Annotated in this window: 15 protein-coding genes; 10 read left to right on the plus strand and 5 right to left on the minus strand. The window is 69.2% G+C overall.

The genetic code is table 11. The annotated features are described in order from the left end of the window. The first annotated feature begins 14 nt into the window (after positions 1-14). The 4 genes from AB0I51_RS05000 to AB0I51_RS05015 all read left to right on the plus strand — a co-directional run bounded on the left by AB0I51_RS05000 (position 15) and on the right by AB0I51_RS05015 (position 8,493). Positions 15-6,287: an RHS repeat-associated core domain-containing protein gene (locus tag AB0I51_RS05000; protein ID WP_362971508.1), complete on the plus strand. Its 6,273-nt coding sequence runs from the start codon at positions 15-17 to the stop codon at positions 6,285-6,287. Beyond that, positions 6,263-6,883, plus strand: a complete 621-nt coding sequence (locus tag AB0I51_RS05005; protein ID WP_362971510.1) for a hypothetical protein — start codon at positions 6,263-6,265, stop codon at positions 6,881-6,883. Before AB0I51_RS05000 ends, AB0I51_RS05005 begins: the two co-directional genes overlap by 25 nt. A gap of 230 nt (positions 6,884-7,113) precedes the next feature. Continuing rightward, positions 7,114-7,653: an SMI1/KNR4 family protein gene (locus AB0I51_RS05010; RefSeq protein ID WP_362971512.1), complete on the plus strand. Its 540-nt coding sequence runs from the start codon at positions 7,114-7,116 to the stop codon at positions 7,651-7,653. A 69-nt stretch (positions 7,654-7,722) separates the two neighbouring features. After that, the gene (locus AB0I51_RS05015) at positions 7,723-8,493 is read left to right on the plus strand and encodes a hypothetical protein (protein ID WP_362971514.1); all 771 of its coding nucleotides are present in this window, start codon (positions 7,723-7,725) and stop codon (positions 8,491-8,493) included. Between the two features lie 253 nt (positions 8,494-8,746). On the opposite strand, the gene AB0I51_RS05020 is transcribed toward AB0I51_RS05015, so the two are convergent. Beyond that, positions 8,747-9,919, minus strand: a complete 1,173-nt coding sequence (locus AB0I51_RS05020; protein WP_362971516.1) for an acetyl-CoA acetyltransferase — start codon at positions 9,917-9,919, stop codon at positions 8,747-8,749. A gap of 76 nt (positions 9,920-9,995) precedes the next feature. Here AB0I51_RS05020 and AB0I51_RS05025 point away from each other — a divergent pair, with 76 nt between their 5' ends. Together AB0I51_RS05025 and AB0I51_RS05030 are read left to right on the plus strand one after the other, a co-directional pair. After that, on the plus strand, positions 9,996-11,186 hold the full coding sequence (locus AB0I51_RS05025) for an acyl-CoA dehydrogenase family protein (RefSeq protein WP_362971518.1): 1,191 nt from the start codon (positions 9,996-9,998) through the stop codon (positions 11,184-11,186). Further along, on the plus strand, positions 11,183-11,668 hold the full coding sequence (locus tag AB0I51_RS05030) for a nitroreductase/quinone reductase family protein (protein ID WP_362971520.1): 486 nt from the start codon (positions 11,183-11,185) through the stop codon (positions 11,666-11,668). Before AB0I51_RS05025 ends, AB0I51_RS05030 begins: the two co-directional genes overlap by 4 nt. A 45-nt stretch (positions 11,669-11,713) precedes the next feature. Here AB0I51_RS05030 and AB0I51_RS05035 read toward each other — a convergent pair whose 3' ends face one another. Beyond that, complete coding sequence (locus AB0I51_RS05035; RefSeq protein WP_019075507.1) at positions 11,714-12,349, minus strand: TetR family transcriptional regulator; 636 nt, start codon at positions 12,347-12,349, stop codon at positions 11,714-11,716. 134 nt (positions 12,350-12,483) lie between these two features. On the opposite strand from AB0I51_RS05035, the gene AB0I51_RS05040 reads away from it, so the two are divergent. The 3 genes from AB0I51_RS05040 (at position 12,484) to AB0I51_RS05050 (ending at position 16,297) form a co-directional block, all read left to right on the plus strand. Continuing rightward, complete coding sequence (locus AB0I51_RS05040) at positions 12,484-13,206, plus strand: VOC family protein (protein WP_362971522.1); 723 nt, start codon at positions 12,484-12,486, stop codon at positions 13,204-13,206. Positions 13,207-13,385: 179 nt separating this feature from the next. After that, positions 13,386-15,731, plus strand: a complete 2,346-nt coding sequence (locus AB0I51_RS05045; protein WP_362971524.1) for a PQQ-binding-like beta-propeller repeat protein — start codon at positions 13,386-13,388, stop codon at positions 15,729-15,731. A 32-nt stretch (positions 15,732-15,763) separates the two neighbouring features. Further along, a complete protein-coding gene (locus tag AB0I51_RS05050; protein WP_362971526.1) occupies positions 15,764-16,297 on the plus strand; it encodes a hypothetical protein in 534 nt (177 codons plus the stop codon). A gap of 3 nt (positions 16,298-16,300) precedes the next feature. Here AB0I51_RS05050 and AB0I51_RS05055 read toward each other — a convergent pair whose 3' ends face one another. The 3 genes from AB0I51_RS05055 to AB0I51_RS05065 are packed head-to-tail and all read right to left on the minus strand — an operon-like array spanning position 16,301 to position 18,659. After that, positions 16,301-17,074: an enoyl-CoA hydratase/isomerase family protein gene (locus tag AB0I51_RS05055; protein WP_362971528.1), complete on the minus strand. Its 774-nt coding sequence runs from the start codon at positions 17,072-17,074 to the stop codon at positions 16,301-16,303. Then, on the minus strand, positions 17,071-17,487 hold the full coding sequence (locus tag AB0I51_RS05060) for an OB-fold domain-containing protein (protein WP_362971529.1): 417 nt from the start codon (positions 17,485-17,487) through the stop codon (positions 17,071-17,073). Before AB0I51_RS05060 ends, AB0I51_RS05055 begins: the two co-directional genes overlap by 4 nt. A 23-nt stretch (positions 17,488-17,510) precedes the next feature. After that, a complete protein-coding gene (locus tag AB0I51_RS05065; protein ID WP_362971894.1) occupies positions 17,511-18,659 on the minus strand; it encodes a lipid-transfer protein in 1,149 nt (382 codons plus the stop codon). A gap of 112 nt (positions 18,660-18,771) precedes the next feature. Here AB0I51_RS05065 and AB0I51_RS05070 point away from each other — a divergent pair, with 112 nt between their 5' ends. Beyond that, on the plus strand, positions 18,772-20,352 hold the full coding sequence (locus AB0I51_RS05070) for a FadD3 family acyl-CoA ligase (protein ID WP_362971530.1): 1,581 nt from the start codon (positions 18,772-18,774) through the stop codon (positions 20,350-20,352). The last annotated feature ends 9 nt before the right edge of the window (positions 20,353-20,361 follow it).

Genomic DNA, 20,361 nt, shown 5'->3' on the forward strand with positions numbered 1-20,361 from the left:
ACCCCGCGCTGAACGTGGCGTGCTCGAACGCCAACTTCGACTCCAAGCAGTCCGACCGGACCCGGCCCTGGTTCGACACCCCCGCCGACCTCGCCTGCGCGACCGGAAAGAAGTGCGGTACGTACGCCCCCACCTTCTTCTCCCGCAAGCGCCTCGCCTCGGTCGACTCCTGCACCCAGCGCGAGCAGGGCGTGACACTGACCGAGTACTCCTCGGACGCCGACGGCAACGAGACCGGTCAGCGCAACGCCTGTGGCCTGGACGGCGATTCGACGACCACGACCTCGCTGTCGAAGGTCGACTCCTGGGGGCTGAAGCAGTCCTTCCCCTGGAACCTCACCGGTGAGTACACCGCGCTCTGGCTGGAGTCCGTCACCCGTACCGGCTACGCGGTGGACGGCTCCACCGACCGCCTCAACCCGGTGTCCTTCGGCCACAACCAGAACGCGTTGCCGAACCGCGTCAAGAACGGCTCCTCCGACACGTCCCCGCTGTTCGCGCGACTGCGTATCCAGGACGTCGTCTCCGAGTACGGCGGCCGTACCCACGTCGACTACAAGGACCCCGAGGGCAAGTGCCTCACCGGTTCGGGCCGCCCGACCACCGACAGGAACCACTCCCTGTGCTACCCGGCGTACTGGCACGCCGACGGTGAGCTGGAGGACAAACGGATCTCCTGGTTCCACAAGTATGTCGTCGACAAGATCACCGAGTTCCCGCGTCTCGCCGACGCGAAGGACATCGTGACGACGTACACGTACGAGACCTACGACGACGCCGTCGACGGCGCGCTGTGGGCCAAGAGCCAGTCGGAGTTCTCCCGCCCCAAGAAGCGCACCTGGGACGACTTCCGCGGCTTCCCGCTCGTGACCACGACCACCGGCACCACGGACGCGGTCGGCGGCAGCGCCGCCTCCAAGTCCGTCACCCGCTACTTCCGCGGCATGGACGACGACGTCCTCGCCGACGACACTCCGGAGAAGTCCTCCGACGACGTCAAGCGCTCGGTAGTGACGACCGACGTCACCGGCGCGACCCTGGCCACCGACCGCAAGGCGTACGCCGGCATGGTCGCCGAGTCGCTCACCTACCCGGACGCGTCGGCCGACACCACCACGGGCTGGGTCGCCCGCACCGTCAACTTCCCGGACGCCCCGGTCCGCCTGGCCACCCGCGACCGTACCGACGGCCCGGACGTGGTCTCCGAGCGCGTGACGCTCGGCAGTACCTCGACCATCTCCAAGGCCTCGGGCAAGGCCTCCGACAAGCTGACCCTGCACACGGTGACCTCCGAGACCGAGTACGACTCCACCTACGGTCTGCCGACGAAGGTCAAGGAGTACGGCGACACAGCCGTCTCCGGCGACGAGTCGTGCACCGCGACCTCGTACGTGCACAACACCTCGGGCACGAACTACCTGGTCGGCCTGGTCGCCCGGACCGTCGCCACCACCGGCACCAGCACCTGTTCCACGGACCTGTCCAGCTCGACGGGCACCACCCTGGTCAGCGCCTCGCGCATGTTCTACGACGGCGCCACCTCGTCCACCGCCACACCCGCCAAGGGCCTGGTCACCAGGACGGAGGCGCCGACCGGCGCCGGCACCGGCTGGGAGACCACCCACCCCGAGTCGCGCACCGAGTACGACTCCACCGGCCGCGTCACGAAGGTCACCGACCCGACCGGGGTGTACAACACCACGACGTACACGCCGTCGAGCGGTCAGGTCTACAAGATCGAGACGGTCACCGGGAACAAGGTCGTCGACGGCGCCGTGGTCGCGGGCTTCACCGACACCACCGTCCTGGAACCCGGACGCGGTACCACCCTCAAGCCCACGGACGCCAACAACCGGACCGAGTCCTACGAGTACGACCCGCTCGGGCGCGCCGTCGCCGCCTGGGACGCCACCCAGACCGCCACGGACGACCCGACGGTCACGTACGCGTACAACATCGACCCGGACAAGCCGGTGTCGGTGGTGACACGGTCCCTCGCCGACAACCCGAACACCGCGGCGGGCGACGGGACGTACGAGTCCTCCACCACGATCTACGACGGCCTGGGCCGCGAGCGTCAGACCCAGACCCCGGCCGTGGGCGGCGGCCGGCTGGTCACCGACACGCTCCACAACAGCGCCGGCCAGGTCCGCTACACCCGCAACGCGTACTACATGGAGGGCGACCCGAGCACGGAACTGGTGGTCCCCGCCTCGGAGTCGCTGGTCCCCAACGCGACCTCGTACACGTACGACGGCCTGGGCCGGGTACTGACCGTCACACCGGTGCACAACTCCTACCCGCAGACGGGCGAGACGTTCACCAACGCCGGCAAGGCCGTGCCGACGGTCGACCGCCGCACCCGCTACGAGTACGCCCTCGACTACACGGTCGTCCGCCAGCCCAAGGGCACGCCCGCCTCCCGGGTGTGGACCGACGCGCTGGGCCGCACGACCCGTCAGGACACCTTCGCCGACACCGCGCTGACCGAGGCGGGCGCGATCACCACGACGTACGACTACGACCTGCGCGGCGACATGGTGACCTCCACCGACGACGTCGGCAACACACGGACGTGGACGTACGACGCGCTGGGCCGGGTCACGGACACCACGGACCCGGACACGGGCGCGACGCACACCGACTACGACGCCTACGGCCGGGTGGACAAGGCGACCGACGCCCGCGGTCAGACCGTCTCGTACGGCTACGAGCGGCTGAACCGCGTGGAGCAGGTCAAGGTCACCCCGAAGGGCTCGACGACCTCCACCCTCGCGCAGACGTACGCCTACGACGGCGCGAGCGGCGGAAAGGGCCAGCTCGTCTCGGCGACCCGCTACACGGACGGCAAGGCGTACACGACGACGATCGGCGGCTACACGGCCGACTACCAGCCCACGGACATGACCGTGGCGCTGCCGCCCGGCTCGACGGCCGGGCAGACGGCCGACGGTTTCGCCACCCAGTACAAGTACACGTACAAGTACAACGACGACGGCCAGTTGGAGACGTACACGGCCCCGGCGGCCGGCGGTCTGGACGCCGAGGACGTGATCACCCGCTACAACGCGGCGGGCCTGCCGACCTCGGTCTCCGGCAAGGACTGGTACTCGTCGGAGGCCGCCTACTCGCCGTACGGGCAGGTGCTGCGTTCCACGACCGGTGAGCAGGGCCACCGGCTGTGGCAGGAGAACACGTTCAACGAGTCGACCGGCGAGCTTTCGACCAGCAGGCTCGTCCGGGAGAGCGCCACGGACACGACGGTCGTGCCGGGCAGCGAGGTCAGTAGGCGCTCGTACTCCTACGACGCGTCGGGCAATGTGCTGTCGGTCGCCGACCGTATGGGCACAACGACCGACCAGCAGTGCTTCACGTACGACGCCCTCGGCCAGCTCAAGGAGGCGTGGACGACACCGGGCGGCGGAGCCTGTGTGGCCACGGGCAAGTCGACGGCCGAGCCCGTCTACTCCGACAACACGGTCAACGTCTCGTCCGGCAACGACGGTTACTGGCAGTCGTACGACTACGACGTGCTGGGCAACCGCACGAAGAAGACGGTCCACAAGGCCGACCCGACGTTCACCTCCGGGGCGACCGACACCAAGGGCGACACGGTCACGGACTACGCCTACGGAACCAGCACCACCGCCAAGAACGCCCAGCCGCACACGCTGACCTCGTACACCACGTCGTCGACGACGGCGGCGGGCGCGCAGGTGACCGCCCGCTCGACGCAGACCTACGACGCCGCGGGCGAGATGGAGACCCGTTCCACCGGCGGCGACACAGCGCAGACGATGACCTGGACATGGGACGGCAAGGTCGAGTCCGTGACCGGCTTCGGCGCCGACGGGTCGGGGGCCTGGATCGGCGTCGGCGGCCTGTGCATGGACCTGTCGGGCGGCAGCACGACGGCCGGCACGGCGATGCAGGTGTACGTCTGCAACGGCAGCAGGTCGCAGCAGGTGCGCCTGAAGGCCGCCGACACCAACAGCGACGGCACCGTCGAGGACGCCACAGTCGGTCAGCTGGTGGTGGGCGGGCGCTGCGTCCAGCCGAACGGTACGGCGGCCGGAGCGGCAGCCCTGATCCAGGCCTGCGACAACGCGGTGGCGGCCCAGCGCTGGCAGACGCTGAGCACGGGTCAGGTCAAGCATGTCTCGACCGGCCTGTGCCTGGCGGCGCCGGCATCGACGGTCGGCACCGACCTGACGCTCGCCGCGTGCAGCTCGACAGTGGCGGGCCAGCTGTGGAAGCCCGCGTCGAAGACGACGTACGTCTACGACGCGATGGGCAACCGTCTGCTGGAGCGCACGAGCGCGGGCGCGGTGCTCAACCTGCCCGACACGAAGGTGTCGCTGACGACGGCCGGGAAGGTCCGCTACGTCGAGCGGACGTACGCGGGCATCGGCGGCCCGTCGGTGACCCGCTTCCGCGAGGGCGTCGACAACACGGCCGGCGCAAGCGAACACGTCTACGCCCAGGCGACGGACCTCAACGGCACCCCGCTGGCGGAGGTCCGCCTCGACGGCGGGATGACCGTGCGGGTCACGAAGCGGGACCCGTGGGGCGAGGACCGTGCGGTGAGCACGACCGCGCGTTCCCACACCGGTTTCCACACGGGCGACGACGACGTGGAGACGGGCCTGACCCATATGGGCGCCCGGGAGTACGACTCGGCCACCGGCCGTTTCATCTCGGCGGACCCGGTCCTGGACGAGAGCGACCCGCTCCAGGCGAACGGCTACTCGTATGCGAACAACAACCCGGTCACGTACGCGGATCCGTCGGGGTTGACGTCGTCGGCGTCGAGTTTCGACGCGTCGATCGCGGCACTGGACGCGAAGATCGCCGCCTACCAGAAGACCCTGAGCCGTTCGATCGGCGATGTGATCCTGGCGACCGGCTGGGCCGTGTTCAAGGAGTTCATCGGCTGGAACGACGTGGTCGGCTGCTTCACCCAGGGCGACCTGTGGGCGTGCGGCAGCCTGTTGATGGACGCCATCCCCTGGACCAGCGTCTTCTCCAAGGGCAAGAAGATGTGGCGTGCCTTCAAGGGCACGATGAGCGCGGTCAAGGCGTTCAAGGCGGCCAAGCGCGCGGCCGAGATCGGCATGAAGGCGGCCAAGGCCGCCAAGGTGGCGCTGATCAAGGCGAAGAAGGCGGCGGAGGCCGCGGCAGCGGAGGCCAAACGCAAGGCGAGAGAAGCGGCGAAACGCGCCGCGGAGGCGGCGAGGAAGAAATCCCACACGGGCTCGAAGGGCGCCAAGGGCAACCCGGTCCAGACAAAGGCACGCGCCCAGGCCCAGTCCAAGGGCTCCAAGGGCGGAGGCAAGGCGGACGAGAAGTCCGGGGGCTCGCGCGACGGGTCCGGCAAGGACAACTCCGGCGGCGGCGAAGGCGGCGGCGGCTCCGAAGGCGCGAGCTGCACGGCCAACAGCTTCACCCCCGACACCCGGGTCCTCATGGCCGACGGCTCCACCAAGAAGATCAAGGACGTCAAGGCGGGCGACAAGGTCCTGGCGACCGACCCGGAGACGGGCGAGACGGTGGCGCAGACGGTCACCGCCGAGATCCTGGGCAAGGGCGTCAAGCACCTGGTCAAGGTCACCGTCGACACCGACGGCAAGAAGGGCACGAAGACCGCCCAGGTCACCGCGACCGCCGGCCACCCCTTCTGGGTCCCCGAGCTGGGCGACTGGATCGACGCGACCGACCTCACGGCGGGCGAGTGGCTGCGCACCAGCGCCGGCACGTACGTCCAGATCACGGCGGTGGAGCGGTGGACGGCGCTGGATGCGACGGTTCACAACCTGACCGTTGCGATGCTGCATACGTACTATGTGGTGGCGGGCGGGACGCCCGTTCTCGTACACAATTGTGGTGGTACGGAGGCTGGCGCACAACAACTGATGGATCGCGCCACCCAGCTTCAGTCAGAAGCCGGTTGGAGTGGAACGACAGCAGTGGTGCGTGTCAGGAATATTGCCGATCCGAGTCGGGTCGAGACCTGGGTAGCGAGCAACAAGACGTACATGCCTACAGGTTGGAAAAAGAACAATTCCTTGAATCCAGGAGAGATATTTGTCCAACTCGAAGGACATGCGGAGGAGTCGATAATCCAAGCTCTGGACGGAAAATGGGACATTGTGGAGGGGGGTACGTCGACAGGTGTCTGCTGGGCGAGATGCACGCCCCTTCTCGGTAATGAAGGGGCTACGATTGGCGGCCCAGAGTTCAAGAGCAGCAAGAGCAACTCTCCATGGAGGATGTTTTGGAAGCCGTAGAGATGTCGCACGAGTCCCTGACCCGCCTACTTGCGGATGCTGCGACGGATGCCGTGCTCGTCTCGGGAGCCATGTGTATCTACAGGGTGCTTCCGATCCTTTTTTGGCGGGCCCCGTCAGGCCTGTACGAAGATGTGACAAGGTCCGGAATGTGGTTCCCTGAGACGTTGCCAAATCGGATGCGGGAAGTTCTTGAGGCGCTACGTGAAGTAATCGACCCGGAGCGTTCTGAGGATGCTCCTGAAGAAATCGGCGAGTTGTACTCAATGGCTTCTGAAATGGTCCTGCGATTCTTCGCTGATGGGATGGAATTGAATGACTGGTCGGATTGGTGCTCGACGCTCGGTCTTGACATTCATCAACAATTCGATTCTTTGTTGAGTGAGGGAAACGAAACGACGGCAGCTGTTTTTATTCCTGCGGGAACGATTCCCGACCTGAGCCCCCTGGAGGGTTTGGAGATCAGCGACCAGATCTCGACCCTGGTGCGGCTTGGCAGCTCTGATCCGGAAGTTCGACACAGCGTTCTTGAGATTGCTGAGCAGGGAAATCTCCGTACCCGAACGGCACTGGGGCAGGTTACCCGGTTCATTTGATGTGGGGAGGGCTGGGTGGCCGAAGCTATTTGGTCGTGGCCTTGCTGAGCTCTTCCGGTCCTCGCGCGCGTGGGGATCGGTCGAAATGTTTCGGTCGGTCTTCTGTGGCATTTCACAGAGGAATCGAAAAGGTTATCGCAAACAGATCCGGCATGCGTGATAATCGCTCCTGTTCGCGGTGGGATGGGCGGACCTGGCATATTCCAGACGGTTTTCAACAGGTCGAAACCATGAACATACATGTCGAGCGGTTGAGCCGGCTTGTCACGCCTCCTGAAGGTGTTACCCGGCTGACGGACTGGGGAGGTGTGACCGGCGAACTCGGGGTCGGACTGCCCAGTGATTACCGAGATTTGATGGACACCTTCGGGGGTGGCCGGGTCGACGGGTATCTGTGGGTGCTTGAGCCTCGCTGTCCGAATCGTCATTACGAACTGCTCCGGTCCGTCGCGGAGCATGACGAGGCATTCGAGATGTTGTGGGAGGACGGCGAGCCGAAGCCAACGCAATTGGAATCGCCTGGTGCCCGAGTAATACCCTGGGCTTCGACGGACAACGGTGAATATCTCTACTGGCTTGTTGAGCCAGGGAGTCGCCCAGACGAGTGGACCGTCATGGTCAACGAAGCCAGGGGTGACTGGTGGGAATCCTTCGATGTCGGGTGTGTCGAACTCCTTGTCCAACTGCTGACCGGAGAGGTTCGATCGGAAATTCTTTCCAGCTCCTTCCCGTTGCTGGTTCATGAATTCAGGGCTTCGGGGAGCTTCTGAGAGCGTCCGGTCGGACGCCTGTAACTAATTCAAAGAGAAAGTTAACGCGATATCGTGAACAGATCCTGCGTGCGTCACCCTCGTTTCCGTACCTCCGTCTTCGTTGCCTCCACCCTGATATCTCTCACCGTGCTCACCGGCTGTGGGGGCTCCGACAGCGGCGAGGCGGCCGGCGGAGCGGACTCGTCGGCGTCGGCTGGTGTGGAGACGTCCGCTGCCACCGCCGTAAAGCCGTTGACTGCCGAGGAGTTGGACAAGGCGTCGCTGGTGAAGGCGGATGTGGCGGGGTACGAGGTGAAGGCGGCTACGAAGGCCGAGGTCACTGCCGCGGATGCGGTGAAGGTGACCGGTGCTGGGTGTGAGCCGTTGGGGCGGGCGGTGGCCGGGTCTGCGGTGGGGGAGCCGGAGGCGAAGGTGTCGCGGCGGGTGACGGGGAACGGTGCCGATGAGCTCACAGCCGAGGAGGAGGCCGTCGATATCAATGTCGGCATGGTCACCCTGGCCTCCTACGCCGGCCCGGACGATGCCGCTGCCGCGCTGAAGTCGGTCGCCGACGCGGTCACCGCGTGTGCGGGCGGGTTCCAGTGGACCGCGGCCGGTGAGCTGCTGAAGGCGAGCAAGGTGGGGCAGGACAAGGCGCCGGCGGTCGGCGAGGAAGCGGTCGCGTTCAGCGCCGCGACGCCCGTCGACGGTGTCTCCGCGCCGTGGAAGGTCGTCGTCTTCCGTGAGGGTGCCACTCTGGCTCACTTTGTCGTGAGCAACGCGGGCTCCATGGTCTCCGGCAAGGACTTCACCTTCCCTGCCGACCTGGTGACCGCACAGGCCGACAAGCTCGCCTGATCCACACCCGCACCACTCCTCTACCGCGAGCGGAGGAGTGAGACAGGTGTGCGCCCCGCGCCAGGCGTCGACCGGGCGCGGGATGCGCTTAGTTGACGCCTCGCGCGATCAGCTCCCCGACGCGTACGTCACGTACTCCACAGTCACCGTACGCAGGGGCTTCCGGCTCACGCTTGACGCCGTCGCCGACACCCTGCGCATCCAGGCCACCGACGAGGCGGTCATCATCGCTCGGCCCGAGAGCCGGCGGCGCTCACCCCCGCCCCAACACCACCGTCCCCGACGAGCAGAACCACCCGCCCGTACCCGAGGCGACCCCCAGGCGCGGCAACTCCCCGTCCCCGCCGGTGACTTGCCGGGCTCCAGCCTCCCCCCGCAGCTGCCGTACCGCCTCCACCAGCAGGAACAGCCCCCGCATACCCGGATGTTGGGCCGACAGGCCGCCCCCGTCCGTGTTCACGGGGAGTTCGCCGCCCGCCACCCGCAGTCGTCCCTTCTCCACGAAGGCGCCGCCTTCACCCTTCGCGCAGAAGCCCAGATCCTCCAGCGTCACCAGCGTCATGTAGGTGAACGCGTCGTAGATCTCCGCGAAGTCGATCTCCTCGGGGCGGACGCCGGCCCGTTCGAAGGCCAGTCGGCCGCTCACCGCCGCCGGGGAGACCGTGAAGTCGGGCCACTCGGACATCGCGGCGTGCGAGACGTGTTCTCCGGTGCCGAGTATCCAGACCGGTGCCGTACGGCAGTCGCGTACGTACTCCTCGGCGGCCAGCAGTACCGCCGCTCCGCCGTCGGACCGTATGCAGCAGTGCAGTTTGGTGAAGGGGTCGGCGATCATCGGGCCGGAGAGGACGTCGTCCACGGTGATCGGGTCGCGGAACATCGCCTCGGGGTTGAGGGCGGCGTTGGCGCGGGCCTGTACCGCCACCTCCGCCAACTGCTCGACGGTCGTGCCGAATTCGAGCATGTGGCGGCGCGCGGCCATCGCGTACTTGGCGATCAGCGTGTGGCCGTAGGGGACCTCGAACTGGAGCGGGCCCCGTGCGCCGAAGGAGAGGTTGCCGGTTCTGCGGCCGGCCTTGATGTCGGCGCGGGCCGTGGAGCCGTAGACCAACAGCACGGCGTTCGCGTGGCCCGCCGCTATCGCGTCCGCCGCGTGCGCCGCCATGACCTCCCAGGTGGAGCCGCCGACCGCGGTGGAGTCGACCCAGGTGGGACGCAGGCCCAGGTACTCGGCCACCTCCACCGGCGGCAGCGTGCCCAGACCCGCCGACGCGAAGCCGTCCACCACGGACCGGTCCAGGCCCGCGTCCGCAAGTGCGCGGCGGGCCGCCTGGGCGGGCAGGGCGTAGGGGGTTGTGTCGTCGACCCGCCCGCAGTCGGACAGTGCCACGCCCACCACGGCGACCTTGCGGCTCCCCGGTGTCATGAGGGGCCTCCTCCCTCTGTGCATATCGTGCCCGGACTCCTAATATGACGGACCGTCAGATCTGGAGGGAAGTGTCATGGACGCCAGCTTCACCGCCGAGCAGGACGAGATCCGCCGTACCCTCCGCGAACTGCTCCAAAAGCGGTGCGGTCCCCACGAGTTGCGTGCCGCCGTCGATACCCCCGCCGGACACGACCCCGCCCTCTGGACCGCCCTGGCCCAGCAGCTCGGCCTGCCCGGACTCGCCCTCCCCGAGGCCTACGGCGGTGTCGGCTGCTCGCCGACCGAACTCGCCCTCGCGGCAGAGGAGACCGGCCGTTTCCTGGCGCCCGCGGCGCTCCTCGCCACCGCAGTGCTCGTCGCGCCGCTCGTTCTGGAACTCGGCACCGAGGCCCAGCGCGCCCGGCTGCTGCCCCGGATCGCCGCCGGCTCCCTGACCGCCGCCCTCGCCGTTCCCGGCACCGCCCTCACCACCGCCCTCGCCCTCACCGGCCCCAACGACGGCGAGTGGGCCGGCGGCGGGCGGGCGGGCGGTGTGCAGGCCAGGCAACTGGGCGACGGCGGCTGGCGGTTGTACGGGCAGGTCGCGCAGGTTCTCGATGGGCACAGTGCCCAGTTGCTCCTGGTCGCCGCCCATACCGGCGGGTTCGCCCGGTCGCGGACTCTCCTCTTCCTCGTCGCGGAGGACGCGGCCGGGCTCGTACGGACCCGGCAGACCTCCCTCGATGCGACCCGGCCGCAGGCGCGGCTCGAACTGCGGGACGTGGAAGGGGAGTTGCTGGGTGCCGATGACAGCCCGCGGGTGCTGCGAGCGCTCTCCGTGCTCGGTGACACCGCCGCCGCCGTGCTCGCCGCCGAGGCCGTCGGGGCTGCCGACCGTGTGCTGGAGCTGACCGTTCAACACGTCAAGCAGCGTGAGCAGTTCGGGCGGGCGATCGGGTCGTTCCAGGCGGTGAAGCACCGGTTGGCCGATGTGTATGTGCAGGTGCAGGCGGCCAGGTCGGCTGCCTACTACGCCGCCTGGGCCACCGGCAACGGGGAGCGGGTCGGCGGGCTCGCCCTCGCTCAGGCGCTGGAGGCCCTGCGCGGGGCTGCCGCCGAAGGGATCCAGTTGCACGGGGGGATCGGTTTCACCTGGGAGCACGAGGCCCATCTCTATTTCAAGCGTGCCGCCGGCGACGAACTGCTCTTCGGGCCGGTGCACCGGCTGCGGGCGCACGCCGCCGAGGGTGCGCGTCTCTTCGAGAGCCGTGAGGTGACGGTGTGATCGGTGTGCGGCTGGTGCAGAAAGTGTCCTCGACGCCCGGGTTCGCTCGCGTCGCCCCGCATGTCATTCCCGCCCTCGATCGGGCCGTGCACCGGCTTACGCGCGGAAAGGTGCTGCTCAGTGCGCAGATGCTGCCGGGGGTGATCCTGACCGCGAGGGGTGCGCGGAGCGGACAGCGGCGGAGTACTCCGCTCGCCTGCATGCCTGTTGAGGACGGGTGGATTCTGATCGGCTCCAACTTCGGGCGCACGGGCCACCCGGCCTGGACCCGCAACCTCATGGTCCATCCCGACGCGGAGATCAGTTGGAAGGGGGAGGAAATCCCGGTAACCGCCCGGTTGTTGGAGGGCGATGAGCGGGCCGAGGTGTGGAAGGCGGCGCTGGTCTTCTGGCCGCCGTACGCCGTGTACCAGGCGCGGGTCGACCGGGAGATCCGGCTGTTCCGGATCACACGCAGGGCAGGCGACGGTCCACCTGGGTGAACCGCCGCCCGCGAGACAGGACTTGGGACCTGGAAGCAGGAACCGCTACTTCGTCGGCTTCTTGCCGGTCACGCCCAGGTGGACCAACAGCGCCAGATTCGGCTTGAGTTCAGCCTGCTTGACGCCCCACGTCTGGAAACCCTTCTGGTGCGAGGCGACCGCCGCGAGCATCGCGACCAGTGAACCGGCGACCGCCGCCGGGTTCACGTCCTTGTCGACCCTGCCCTTGGACTGCAGTTCGGCGACCGCGTCCGAGAGGGAGTTGTTCACGGAGTTGAGGATCTTCATGCGGATCTTGTAGAAGCGTTTGTCGCCCTCGGCCGCTCCGAGGTCGACGACCCGCAGGATCGCGTCGTTCCTGCGCCAGAACTCCAGGAACCCGTCCACCAGTTCCTGCGAGGTCTGCCAGCCGGCCTTGCCGACCCATGACCGGCCGGCGAGCAGTTCGGTCAACTGCCCGCCCTCCGTGGCCATTTGCTCGGCGATTTCCAGGACGGCGCCTTCGACGTCCGGGAAGTACTGGTAGAAGGTCGCGGGTGAAGTCCCCGCCTTCCGGGCGACATCGATGACTTTGACGTCCCGGTAGGGGGAGGAGCTGAGCATCTCGCTTAGGCAGTCGAGCAGCTTCTGCCGGGTCGCCTGCCCACGCCGGCCGGCCACGCGGCCGTCGACGGTACGCACTTGTCCTGTCATGCCGTCAGCTTACCGAGGGGTGATCGGAGCGCGATTCGGCCGACTGCAAATGGGGTGCACGAGGGTCCGGAGGGTGGTGTGCCTGGTCTGCGGGGTGCGTGTGTCGCCGCTACTTTGACGGTATGGCCGAAAACAGGGCATCCGCGTACGGAGAGGGCGTCCCCTGCTGGGTGGACGCGCAGCTGCCGGACCTGGCTGCGGGCAGGCGGTTCTACGGTGAGCTCTTCGGGTGGACCTTCGAGGAGGCGTACGGCGGCTCCGTATGGGCCCGCAAGGACGGCGAGGCGGTCGCGGGGCTCGCCCACAAGGCGGACGGGCGGATGCCGACCGTGTGGACGGTGTACTTCGCGACGCCGGACGTGGTGCGGCTGACCGGGCGGATCCGGGCCGCCGGCGGACAGGAGGTCATGGCGCCGATTCCCGTGGGGGAGCTGGGCACGGCGGCCCTCGCCGCCGATCCGGAGGGTGCCGTCTTCGGGCTGTGGCAGGCGGCCCGGCACCCCGGTTTCGGCCTCCGGCACAAGGCGGGCACCTTCGGCTGGGCCGAGCTGTACACCCGCGACACGGAGACCGCGAACACTTTCTACGGCGGACTTTTCACAGACGCCCTCTTCGGGCCGGAGGCCGCTCCCGACTTCGGACGGGCGCCCGTCTCCGACGTCTTCCCGGTGGAGATGCCGCCGCATTTCCTCGTTCACTTCCGGGTCGAGGACCTCACCGCCGTTCTGGGGGCCGTGCAGCGGCTCGGCGGGCGGGTTCAGGTTCCGCCCTTCGAGACGTCGTACGGAAAAGTGGCCGTCGTCACCGACAATCAAGGGGCGTCGTTCGCGCTGCAGCAACGCTGACACCTGGATTTTTGTCCGGAGATATGCCGAGACACCCCGATTAGTCGCCGGGTTCGCAACCTGTGGCCCGGCCAGGAAGAATCAGGGTGCGTGCCGCCATGGCGGTGCGGTGGTGAGACGCTGCACGGGGTCGCGTACATATGTGGGTGGCGCGGCCCGTACGGGGAGGTGGCAGGCAAGTGGTGGATCAGCTGACGCAGCACGATCCGCGGCGGATCGGGCCGTTCGAGGTGCTGGGACGGCTGGGCGCGGGCGGCATGGGGCTGGTCTATCTCGCGCGCTCGGCGTCCGGCCGGCGTGTGGCGATCAAGACCGTGCGGACGGAACTCGCCGAGGACCAGCTGTTCCGGGTCCGTTTCACGCGTGAGGTGGAAGCCGCGCGGGCCGTCTCCGGGTTCTATACGGCTGCCGTGGTCGACGCCGATCCACGGGCGGCCGTGCCGTGGCTGGCCACCGCGTACGTGCCGGCGCCCTCCCTCGAAGAGATAGTGAACGAGTGCGGGCCGATGCCGGCCCAGGCGGTGCGCTGGCTCGCGGCGGGGGTCGCGGAGGCGCTGCAGTCCATTCACGGGGCGGGTCTCGTTCACCGTGACCTCAAACCGTCCAATGTGCTCGTCGTCGAGGACGGGCCGCGGGTCATCGACTTCGGTATCGCCTCCGGTGTGTCGAACACCCGTTTGACGATGACGAATGTGGCGGTGGGTACGCCCGCCTACATGTCCCCCGAGCAGGCCAAGGACTCCCGCAGCGTCACGGGCGCGAGCGACGTCTTCTCCCTCGGCTCGATGCTCGTGTTCGCCGCCACCGGACACCCCCCGTTCCACGGCGCCAACCCGGTCGAGACCGTCTTCATGCTGCTGCGCGAGGGCCCCGACCTCGCCGGCCTCCCGGACGAACTGCGGCCCCTCATCGAGTCCTGTATGCAGATGGAGGCCACCGGCCGCCCGAATCCGGCCGACCTCCAGGCCCAGCTCGCGCCCCACCTCTTCGGCTCCGGCTCCGACGACAGCGGTACGGCCTCGGCCTGGCTGCCCGAGCGCGCGGTGACCCTGATCGAGACCCGCCGCGGTGGACGCCCGCCCGTGAAACCGACGCCCACCGCGGGCCGCAGCGGCGGTGGCCGCGCCGCCGTACCGCCGCCGCCCTCCCACGACCCCGTCGTGCCCGTCCCGGCCGGCGCCCCCGACACCGGGCCCGTACGGCTGGCCGGCGCCCCGGTACCGATCGGCCCCGGCCCGCGCGTCGCCGACGCCCGCGCCGCCGCCGTGAAGGCACCCCCTCCGGAGGCCGGCCTCGTCGCCTCCTGGTCCCGGCCCCGCCCCGGCGTCAACGGCACCGACGCCGCCGTGGGACCCGCCGTACCCGCACCGCCCCCGCTGCCCCCGGAAACCGCCTCCGGCTGGCGCCCCTGGCGGTTCCGCATGTCGAACGACGTCTGGGGCACCCCGACCGTCGCCGGCGACCTCGTCTACGTCACCTCCTTCGAGGTGCACGCCCTGGACGTGCAGACCGGCCGCCGCTCCTTCAAGACCAGGGACGTCGCCTGGTCGATGGCGGTCGCGGACGGCCGTATCCACGCCTCGGACGGCCCCACCCTCTTCGCCCTGGACGCCCGCGAGGGCGGTGACCTGTGGCGGTTGTCCACCGAGGCCTGGGTGTACTCCCTCAAGGCCGACCGCGGCACCGTCGTCACCGGCACGCGCGGCGGCGGAGTGCAGGCATGGGAGGCGGCCACCGGGCAGCAGCTGTGGCAGCTGACCGGCGCGCAGACCGACTTCGAGTCCCCGGAGGCCGGCCCGGCGCTGCACGACGGCACCGTGTACGTGTGGCAGGACGCCCGGCTGCGCGCCCTCGACGCCCGGACGGGCAAGGAACGCTGGTCGTACCCGATCGGCGACGCGGCCTCCTGCGGGGGCGTACCCGTACGGATCACCGCCGCCCCGGACGGTCAGGTCTACGTCACCGCCGGCACCCGGGTCCTGTCCGTCGAGGTGGCGAGCGGCCGGGTCCGCTGGCACTTCGAGGCCCCGGCCGTCTTCCTCTGCGCGCCGACCTTCGCCCCCGGCCCCGCGGTCACCGGCGGCGGCATCTACCTCGCCGACTACCTCGGCACGGTCTACGCCCTCGACGCCGCCGACGGCCGCGACCGCTGGCGCATCGCGACCGAACCGCGTGCCTCCATCGAACCCGTCCTGGTCGCCGCCGGACACGTCCACGTCGGCAGCGGCAAGGGTCTCTACACGCTCGACGCGGTCACCGGCACCCCCAAATGGCGCTTCCAGGCGGGCGGCGACATCGTGGGCGCCCCCGCGGTCGCCGAGGGCCGTATCCACTTCGGGTCCACAGACCACCTCCTCTACACCCTCAAGGCCGACGACGGCAGGCTCCGCTGGAAGCTCGCGACCGGCGGCGAGATCACCGGGGCACCGGTGGTGAGAGACGGCGTCGTGTACGCGTGCAGCAAGGACCGCTGTGTGTACGCCCTCGACGCGGAGAAGGGGACGGGCACCGCAAGGACCGCGTGAGCGGCGCCCGTCGAGGTCGGTACCATGATCGGATGCAAACGCGGGGGCGCAGGCTCAGATTCACGGCAGTACTGGCACTGACGGTTCTCACCCTCACCGGCTTCTCCACCGGACGGCACCACAGCAGCAGCCGGCACCGGAGCGGCAGCGGTGGGGGCGGGTGCAGCAGTTCGAGCCAGGACCACGACGCCTCGACCAGTACAACGGGCGGTTCGTCGGGCGGCAGTTCGTACACCCACCGGCCCAACTACCGCTCCACACCCACCTCCACGGCCTCCTCGGGCAGCGGCACCGGCGGCCTTCAGGACGGTACGGCGAAGCTGGTGAGCTGTGCGACCGAGCAGAAGCGGTACGCGACGGTCGAGGTCAGCAACCCGAACGACCGCAAGGCCACCTTCTCCGTCGACGTCACCTTCAAGGACGCCCAGGACAACGAGGTCGACTTCGACTACGCGGACGTCAAGGTCCCGGCGAAGGGCAGGGCGACCGTCCGGGTGCGCGTGCTCGGTACCTCCACCCCGATCGACCACTGTGAGGTCGACCCCAGGGCGACCCCGGGGACCTGACCCTCACCGGGTCCGGAACTCGCCGCTCCGCCGCCCGGCGAACAGCTCCGCCTGCCGTTCGCCGGGCAGGTTCCCGAGCGCGATCAGCGGCGGAGCCTGCGCATAGGCCTGCGCCCGCGCCGCCTCCTTCGCCGCCCACAGTGCCCGTACGGTGCCCTGGACACCCTCGGTCGGATACCCGGCGATGACGGTCGCGCAGCGCACGGCGGCCTCCAACGCCCCGCCGGGCGGTGCGAGTTCTGACACCAGCCCGATGTCGTACGCCCGCCGCGCCGAGATCCGCTCCGCCGTCCCCATGAGCATCATCCGCGCCACCTCGCCGTACGGCATCCGGTGCGCCATCAGCACCGACTCGTACGCGCTGACCATGCCGTAGGTGGTGTGCGGGTCGAAGAACACGGCGGTCGGATCGGCGACGACGAACTCGCTCTCGCCCAGCAGATAGAAGGCCCCGCCGCAGGCCATCCCGGACACGGCGGAGATCACCGGCTTCCACAGGTCGTTGGCCTTCGGCCCGATGTTGAGCAGCGGATCGTCCTGCATGTAGGCCGAGTTGGGCTGCGGCACGACCGCGTCCCGGTCGAGTCCGGTGCAGAAGGCCCGCTCTCCGGCCCCGGTGAGAACGACGGCCCGTACGGTGTCGTCGAACCGCAACTCCCGCCATACGGCGGCCAGTTCGGCGGCCATGGTGAGGTCGACGGCGTTCAGCTTGTGCGGCCGGTCGAGAGTGACGACGGCGACACCGGTGTCCTTGTCGGCGGCGATCCGCAGCGTCATGGCCGCTCCAGAACCCACTGCGGAAGCCCGTCCGCGTCGAACACGACCTGCACCCGCGCCCCGATCCGAATTCGGTTCGGGGAGAGGGAGTTGATAGCGGCCCCCGCTTCGCTCACGAGATTTCCGACCAGCCGGATCCGTGGTGCGTCGACCAGCTCGACGACGATCACGTTGTACGGCGCGACGGCGGCGTAGTCGGGCAGCAGAGGCGGATGCGGGAAGACGTACGACCAGACCCTCCCCCGCCCGCTCACCTGCCGCCACTCGCTCGCGAAGGACTGGCAGTGGGGGCAGCAGGGGCGGGGCGGGAAGCGGGGTTCGGCGCAGTCGGCACAGGTCTGGACGCGGAGTTCGCCTGCGCGGGCGTACTGCCAGAAGGGGGCGCCGTCGGTGTCGGTGAGGGGAGTGAGCATGGCGGTCGACTCCTCGTTTCATTTCACTTCGTGAGCAGCAGGGCGGAGGTGGGCACGCCCTCGCCCGCCGTGACCAGGCAGGTGGCGGCGTCCGGGACCTGGGCGGTGCTGGTGCCGCGCAACTGCCGTACGCCCTCGTTGATCAGGTTGAAGCCGTGGACGTACGCCTCGGAGAGCCCGCCGCCGCTGGTGTTGAGGGGGAGCCGCCCGCCGATTTCGAGGGCGCCCCCTTCCGTGAACCCGCCACCCTCGCCCCGCCCGCAGAAGCCGTAGCCCTCCAAGGAGAGCGGGACGAGGGCGGTGAACGCGTCGTAGATCTGGGCGACATCGACGTCCTGCGGGGTGAAGTCGGCGTGTTTCCACAGGTGTCGGGCGGCGGTCCAGGCGGGGCCGGTAAGGGGGTCGTCGTTCCAGTAGTTGACCATGCCGTGGTGCTGGGCGGGGAGGCCCTGGGCGGCGGAGTGGATGTGGACCGGGGTGCGGCGGCAGTCACGGGCGCGCTCGCGCGAGACGACGACACAGGCCAACGCCCCGTCCGTCTCAAGGCAGTTGTCGAAGAGGCAGAGAGGTTCGCTGATCCAGCGGGAGGTCATGTACATCTCGCGGGTGAGCGGGCGGTCGTACATGATCGCGGCCGGGTTCTGGTTGGCGCGGTTCCGGCAGGCGAGGGCGACGTTGAAAAGGTGGTCCCGGGTGGCGCCGTACTCGTACATGTAGCGGCGCGTGAGCATGGCTATTTCATCTGCCGGCCGGAGGAGCCCGAAAGGGCGGGTCCACTGGGCGGGGGTGGGGAGTTGGCGGGCGGTGTTGGTCCAGGGTCTGGGGCCGCTGCCGCGCTTCCGCGACCGCCAGGCCACGCCCACCGTCGCCTGCCCGGCGGCGATGGCGGTGGCGAGATGCGCGACGGTCGCGCAGGAACCCCCGCCCCCGTACCCGATCTTGCTGAAGAAGGTCAGGTCCCCGAAACCGACCGCCTTGGCGAGCTCGACCTCGTCGGTCTCCTCCATCGTGTAGGAGGCGAGGGCGTCGACCTCGCCCGGGGCGATGCCCGCGTCGTCGAGCGCGGCGAGTACGGCGCGACAGGCCAAGGTCCGTTCGTCCTCGGGGAGTTGCTTCGCGAAGGAGGTCTGTCCGATGCCGACGATCGCGGTCGCGTCCTTCAGTCCGGCCATGCGCTGTCCGGCCATTCTCCGTGCACCTCCGCGTGACACCGGGGCAGCTGACAGGGCGTCAGGCTACAGCTAATCTGACGGACAGTCAGCTACTGGTACAGGGAGGCCGTTCATGCGCGGAGACGAGGAGTGGGGCGGCATCCCGGGCCTGGTCCGGTCGGCCGCGGAACGGTACGCGGACGCCGAGGCGGTCGTGGACGGCCGGACGAGGATCTCGTACGCCGAACTGGGCGCCCGGGTGGAACGCGCGGCGGCCGCCTGCCTCGCCGCCGGTGTCGAGGTCGGCGACCGGGTCGGCATCTGGGCGCCGAACTCGCTGGACTGGATCGTCTCCGCGCTCGGCGCGGTGTCGGCGGGCGCGGTACTGGTGCCCCTGAACACGCGCTTCAAGGGGACCGAAGCGGCGTACGTGCTGCGCAACAGCGGGGCGCGGCTGCTGTTCGTGACCGGGACGTTCCTGGGGACGTCGTACGTGGCCTCGCTGCGCCGGGCGGCGGGGGAGGGGGCGGGCGACGGACCGTTGCCCGGGCTCCCGGCACTGGAGCAGGTGGTGGTGCTGGCGGACGACGCCCCTGCCGACTTCCGCACCTGGAAGGACTTCCTGGCGGGCGGCGAGGGCGTGGGCGAGGCGGAAGTACGGGAGCGGGCCCGGGAGTTGGACGGCTCGACGGTCTCGGACATCATCTTCACCTCGGGCACGACGGGCCGCCCGAAGGGCGCGGTGATCACCCACGCGCAGACACTCCGCAGCTACGAGATCTGGAGCGACCTGGCGGGGCTGCGGCAGGGCGACCGCTATCTGATCGTGAACCCGCTCTTCCACACCTTCGGCTACAAGGCGGGCGTGATCGCCTGTCTGATGCGGGGCGCGACGATGATCCCGCAGCCGGTGTTCAACGTGGACACGGTGCTGGCGAACATCGCCGCGGAACGCGTCTCCGTCCTCCCCGGCCCACCCACTCTCCACCAGTCCCTCCTCGACCACCCGGCCCGGGACGCGCACGACCTCTCCGCGCTGCGGCTCGTGGTCACGGGCGCGGCGGTGGTGCCGCTGCGGCTGGTGGAGCGGCTGCGGGGCGAACTGGGCGTGGACACGGTCCTGACGGCGTACGGCCTCTCGGAGGCCAGTGGCATCGTCACCATGTGCCGGCGCGGGGACGACCCGTCGGTGATCGCGTCGACGTCGGGCCGGGCGATCCCGGGCACGGAGATCCGGGTGGAGGCGCCGCTCGGCTCCCCGGGCGAGGTGCTGGTCCGCGGCTTCAACGTGATGCGCGGCTACTACGAGGACCCGGCGGCGACGGCGGAGGTCCTGGGGGAGGACGGCTGGCTGCACACGGGTGACGTGGGCGTCCTGGACGCCGACGGCAACCTCCGGATCACCGACCGGATCAAGGACATGTTCATCGTCGGCGGCTTCAACGCGTACCCGGCGGAGATAGAGCAACTGCTGGGTCTGCATCCCGATGTGTCCGACGTCGCGGTGATCGGCGTACCGGACGCGCGGCTGGGAGAGGTCGGGAAGGCGTATGTCGTACGCCGGCCGGGGGTGACCCTCACGTCCGACGACCTGATCGCCTGGGCCCGGCGCGAGATGGCGAACTACAAGGTGCCGAGGGTCGTGGAGTTCGTGGGGGAGCTGCCTCGGAACGCGAGCGGGAAGGTGGTCAAGGGGGAATTGCGGGGGTCGTGACGCACGGTA

Origin of the sequence: Streptomyces sp. NPDC050549, from assembly GCF_040655035.1 — a bacterium.
GTDB lineage: Bacteria > Actinomycetota > Actinomycetes > Streptomycetales > Streptomycetaceae > Streptomyces.

What these genes read in the sequence shown, in the direction of transcription:
- AB0I51_RS05005 (WP_362971510.1), top strand. Translation starts at nt 6,263, where the DNA reads ATGGAGGATGTTTTGGAAGCCGTAGAGATGTCGCACGAGTCCCTGACC.
- AB0I51_RS05010 (WP_362971512.1), top strand. Translation starts at nt 7,114, where the DNA reads ATGAACATACATGTCGAGCGGTTGAGCCGGCTTGTCACGCCTCCTGAA.
- AB0I51_RS05020 (WP_362971516.1), bottom strand. Translation starts at nt 9,919, where the DNA reads ATGACACCGGGGAGCCGCAAGGTCGCCGTGGTGGGCGTGGCACTGTCC.
- AB0I51_RS05025 (WP_362971518.1), top strand. Translation starts at nt 9,996, where the DNA reads ATGGACGCCAGCTTCACCGCCGAGCAGGACGAGATCCGCCGTACCCTC.
- AB0I51_RS05040 (WP_362971522.1), top strand. Translation starts at nt 12,484, where the DNA reads ATGGCCGAAAACAGGGCATCCGCGTACGGAGAGGGCGTCCCCTGCTGG.
- AB0I51_RS05050 (WP_362971526.1), top strand. Translation starts at nt 15,764, where the DNA reads ATGCAAACGCGGGGGCGCAGGCTCAGATTCACGGCAGTACTGGCACTG.
- AB0I51_RS05055 (WP_362971528.1), bottom strand. Translation starts at nt 17,074, where the DNA reads ATGACGCTGCGGATCGCCGCCGACAAGGACACCGGTGTCGCCGTCGTC.
- AB0I51_RS05060 (WP_362971529.1), bottom strand. Translation starts at nt 17,487, where the DNA reads ATGCTCACTCCCCTCACCGACACCGACGGCGCCCCCTTCTGGCAGTAC.
- AB0I51_RS05065 (WP_362971894.1), bottom strand. Translation starts at nt 18,659, where the DNA reads ATGGCCGGACTGAAGGACGCGACCGCGATCGTCGGCATCGGACAGACC.
- AB0I51_RS05070 (WP_362971530.1), top strand. Translation starts at nt 18,772, where the DNA reads ATGCGCGGAGACGAGGAGTGGGGCGGCATCCCGGGCCTGGTCCGGTCG.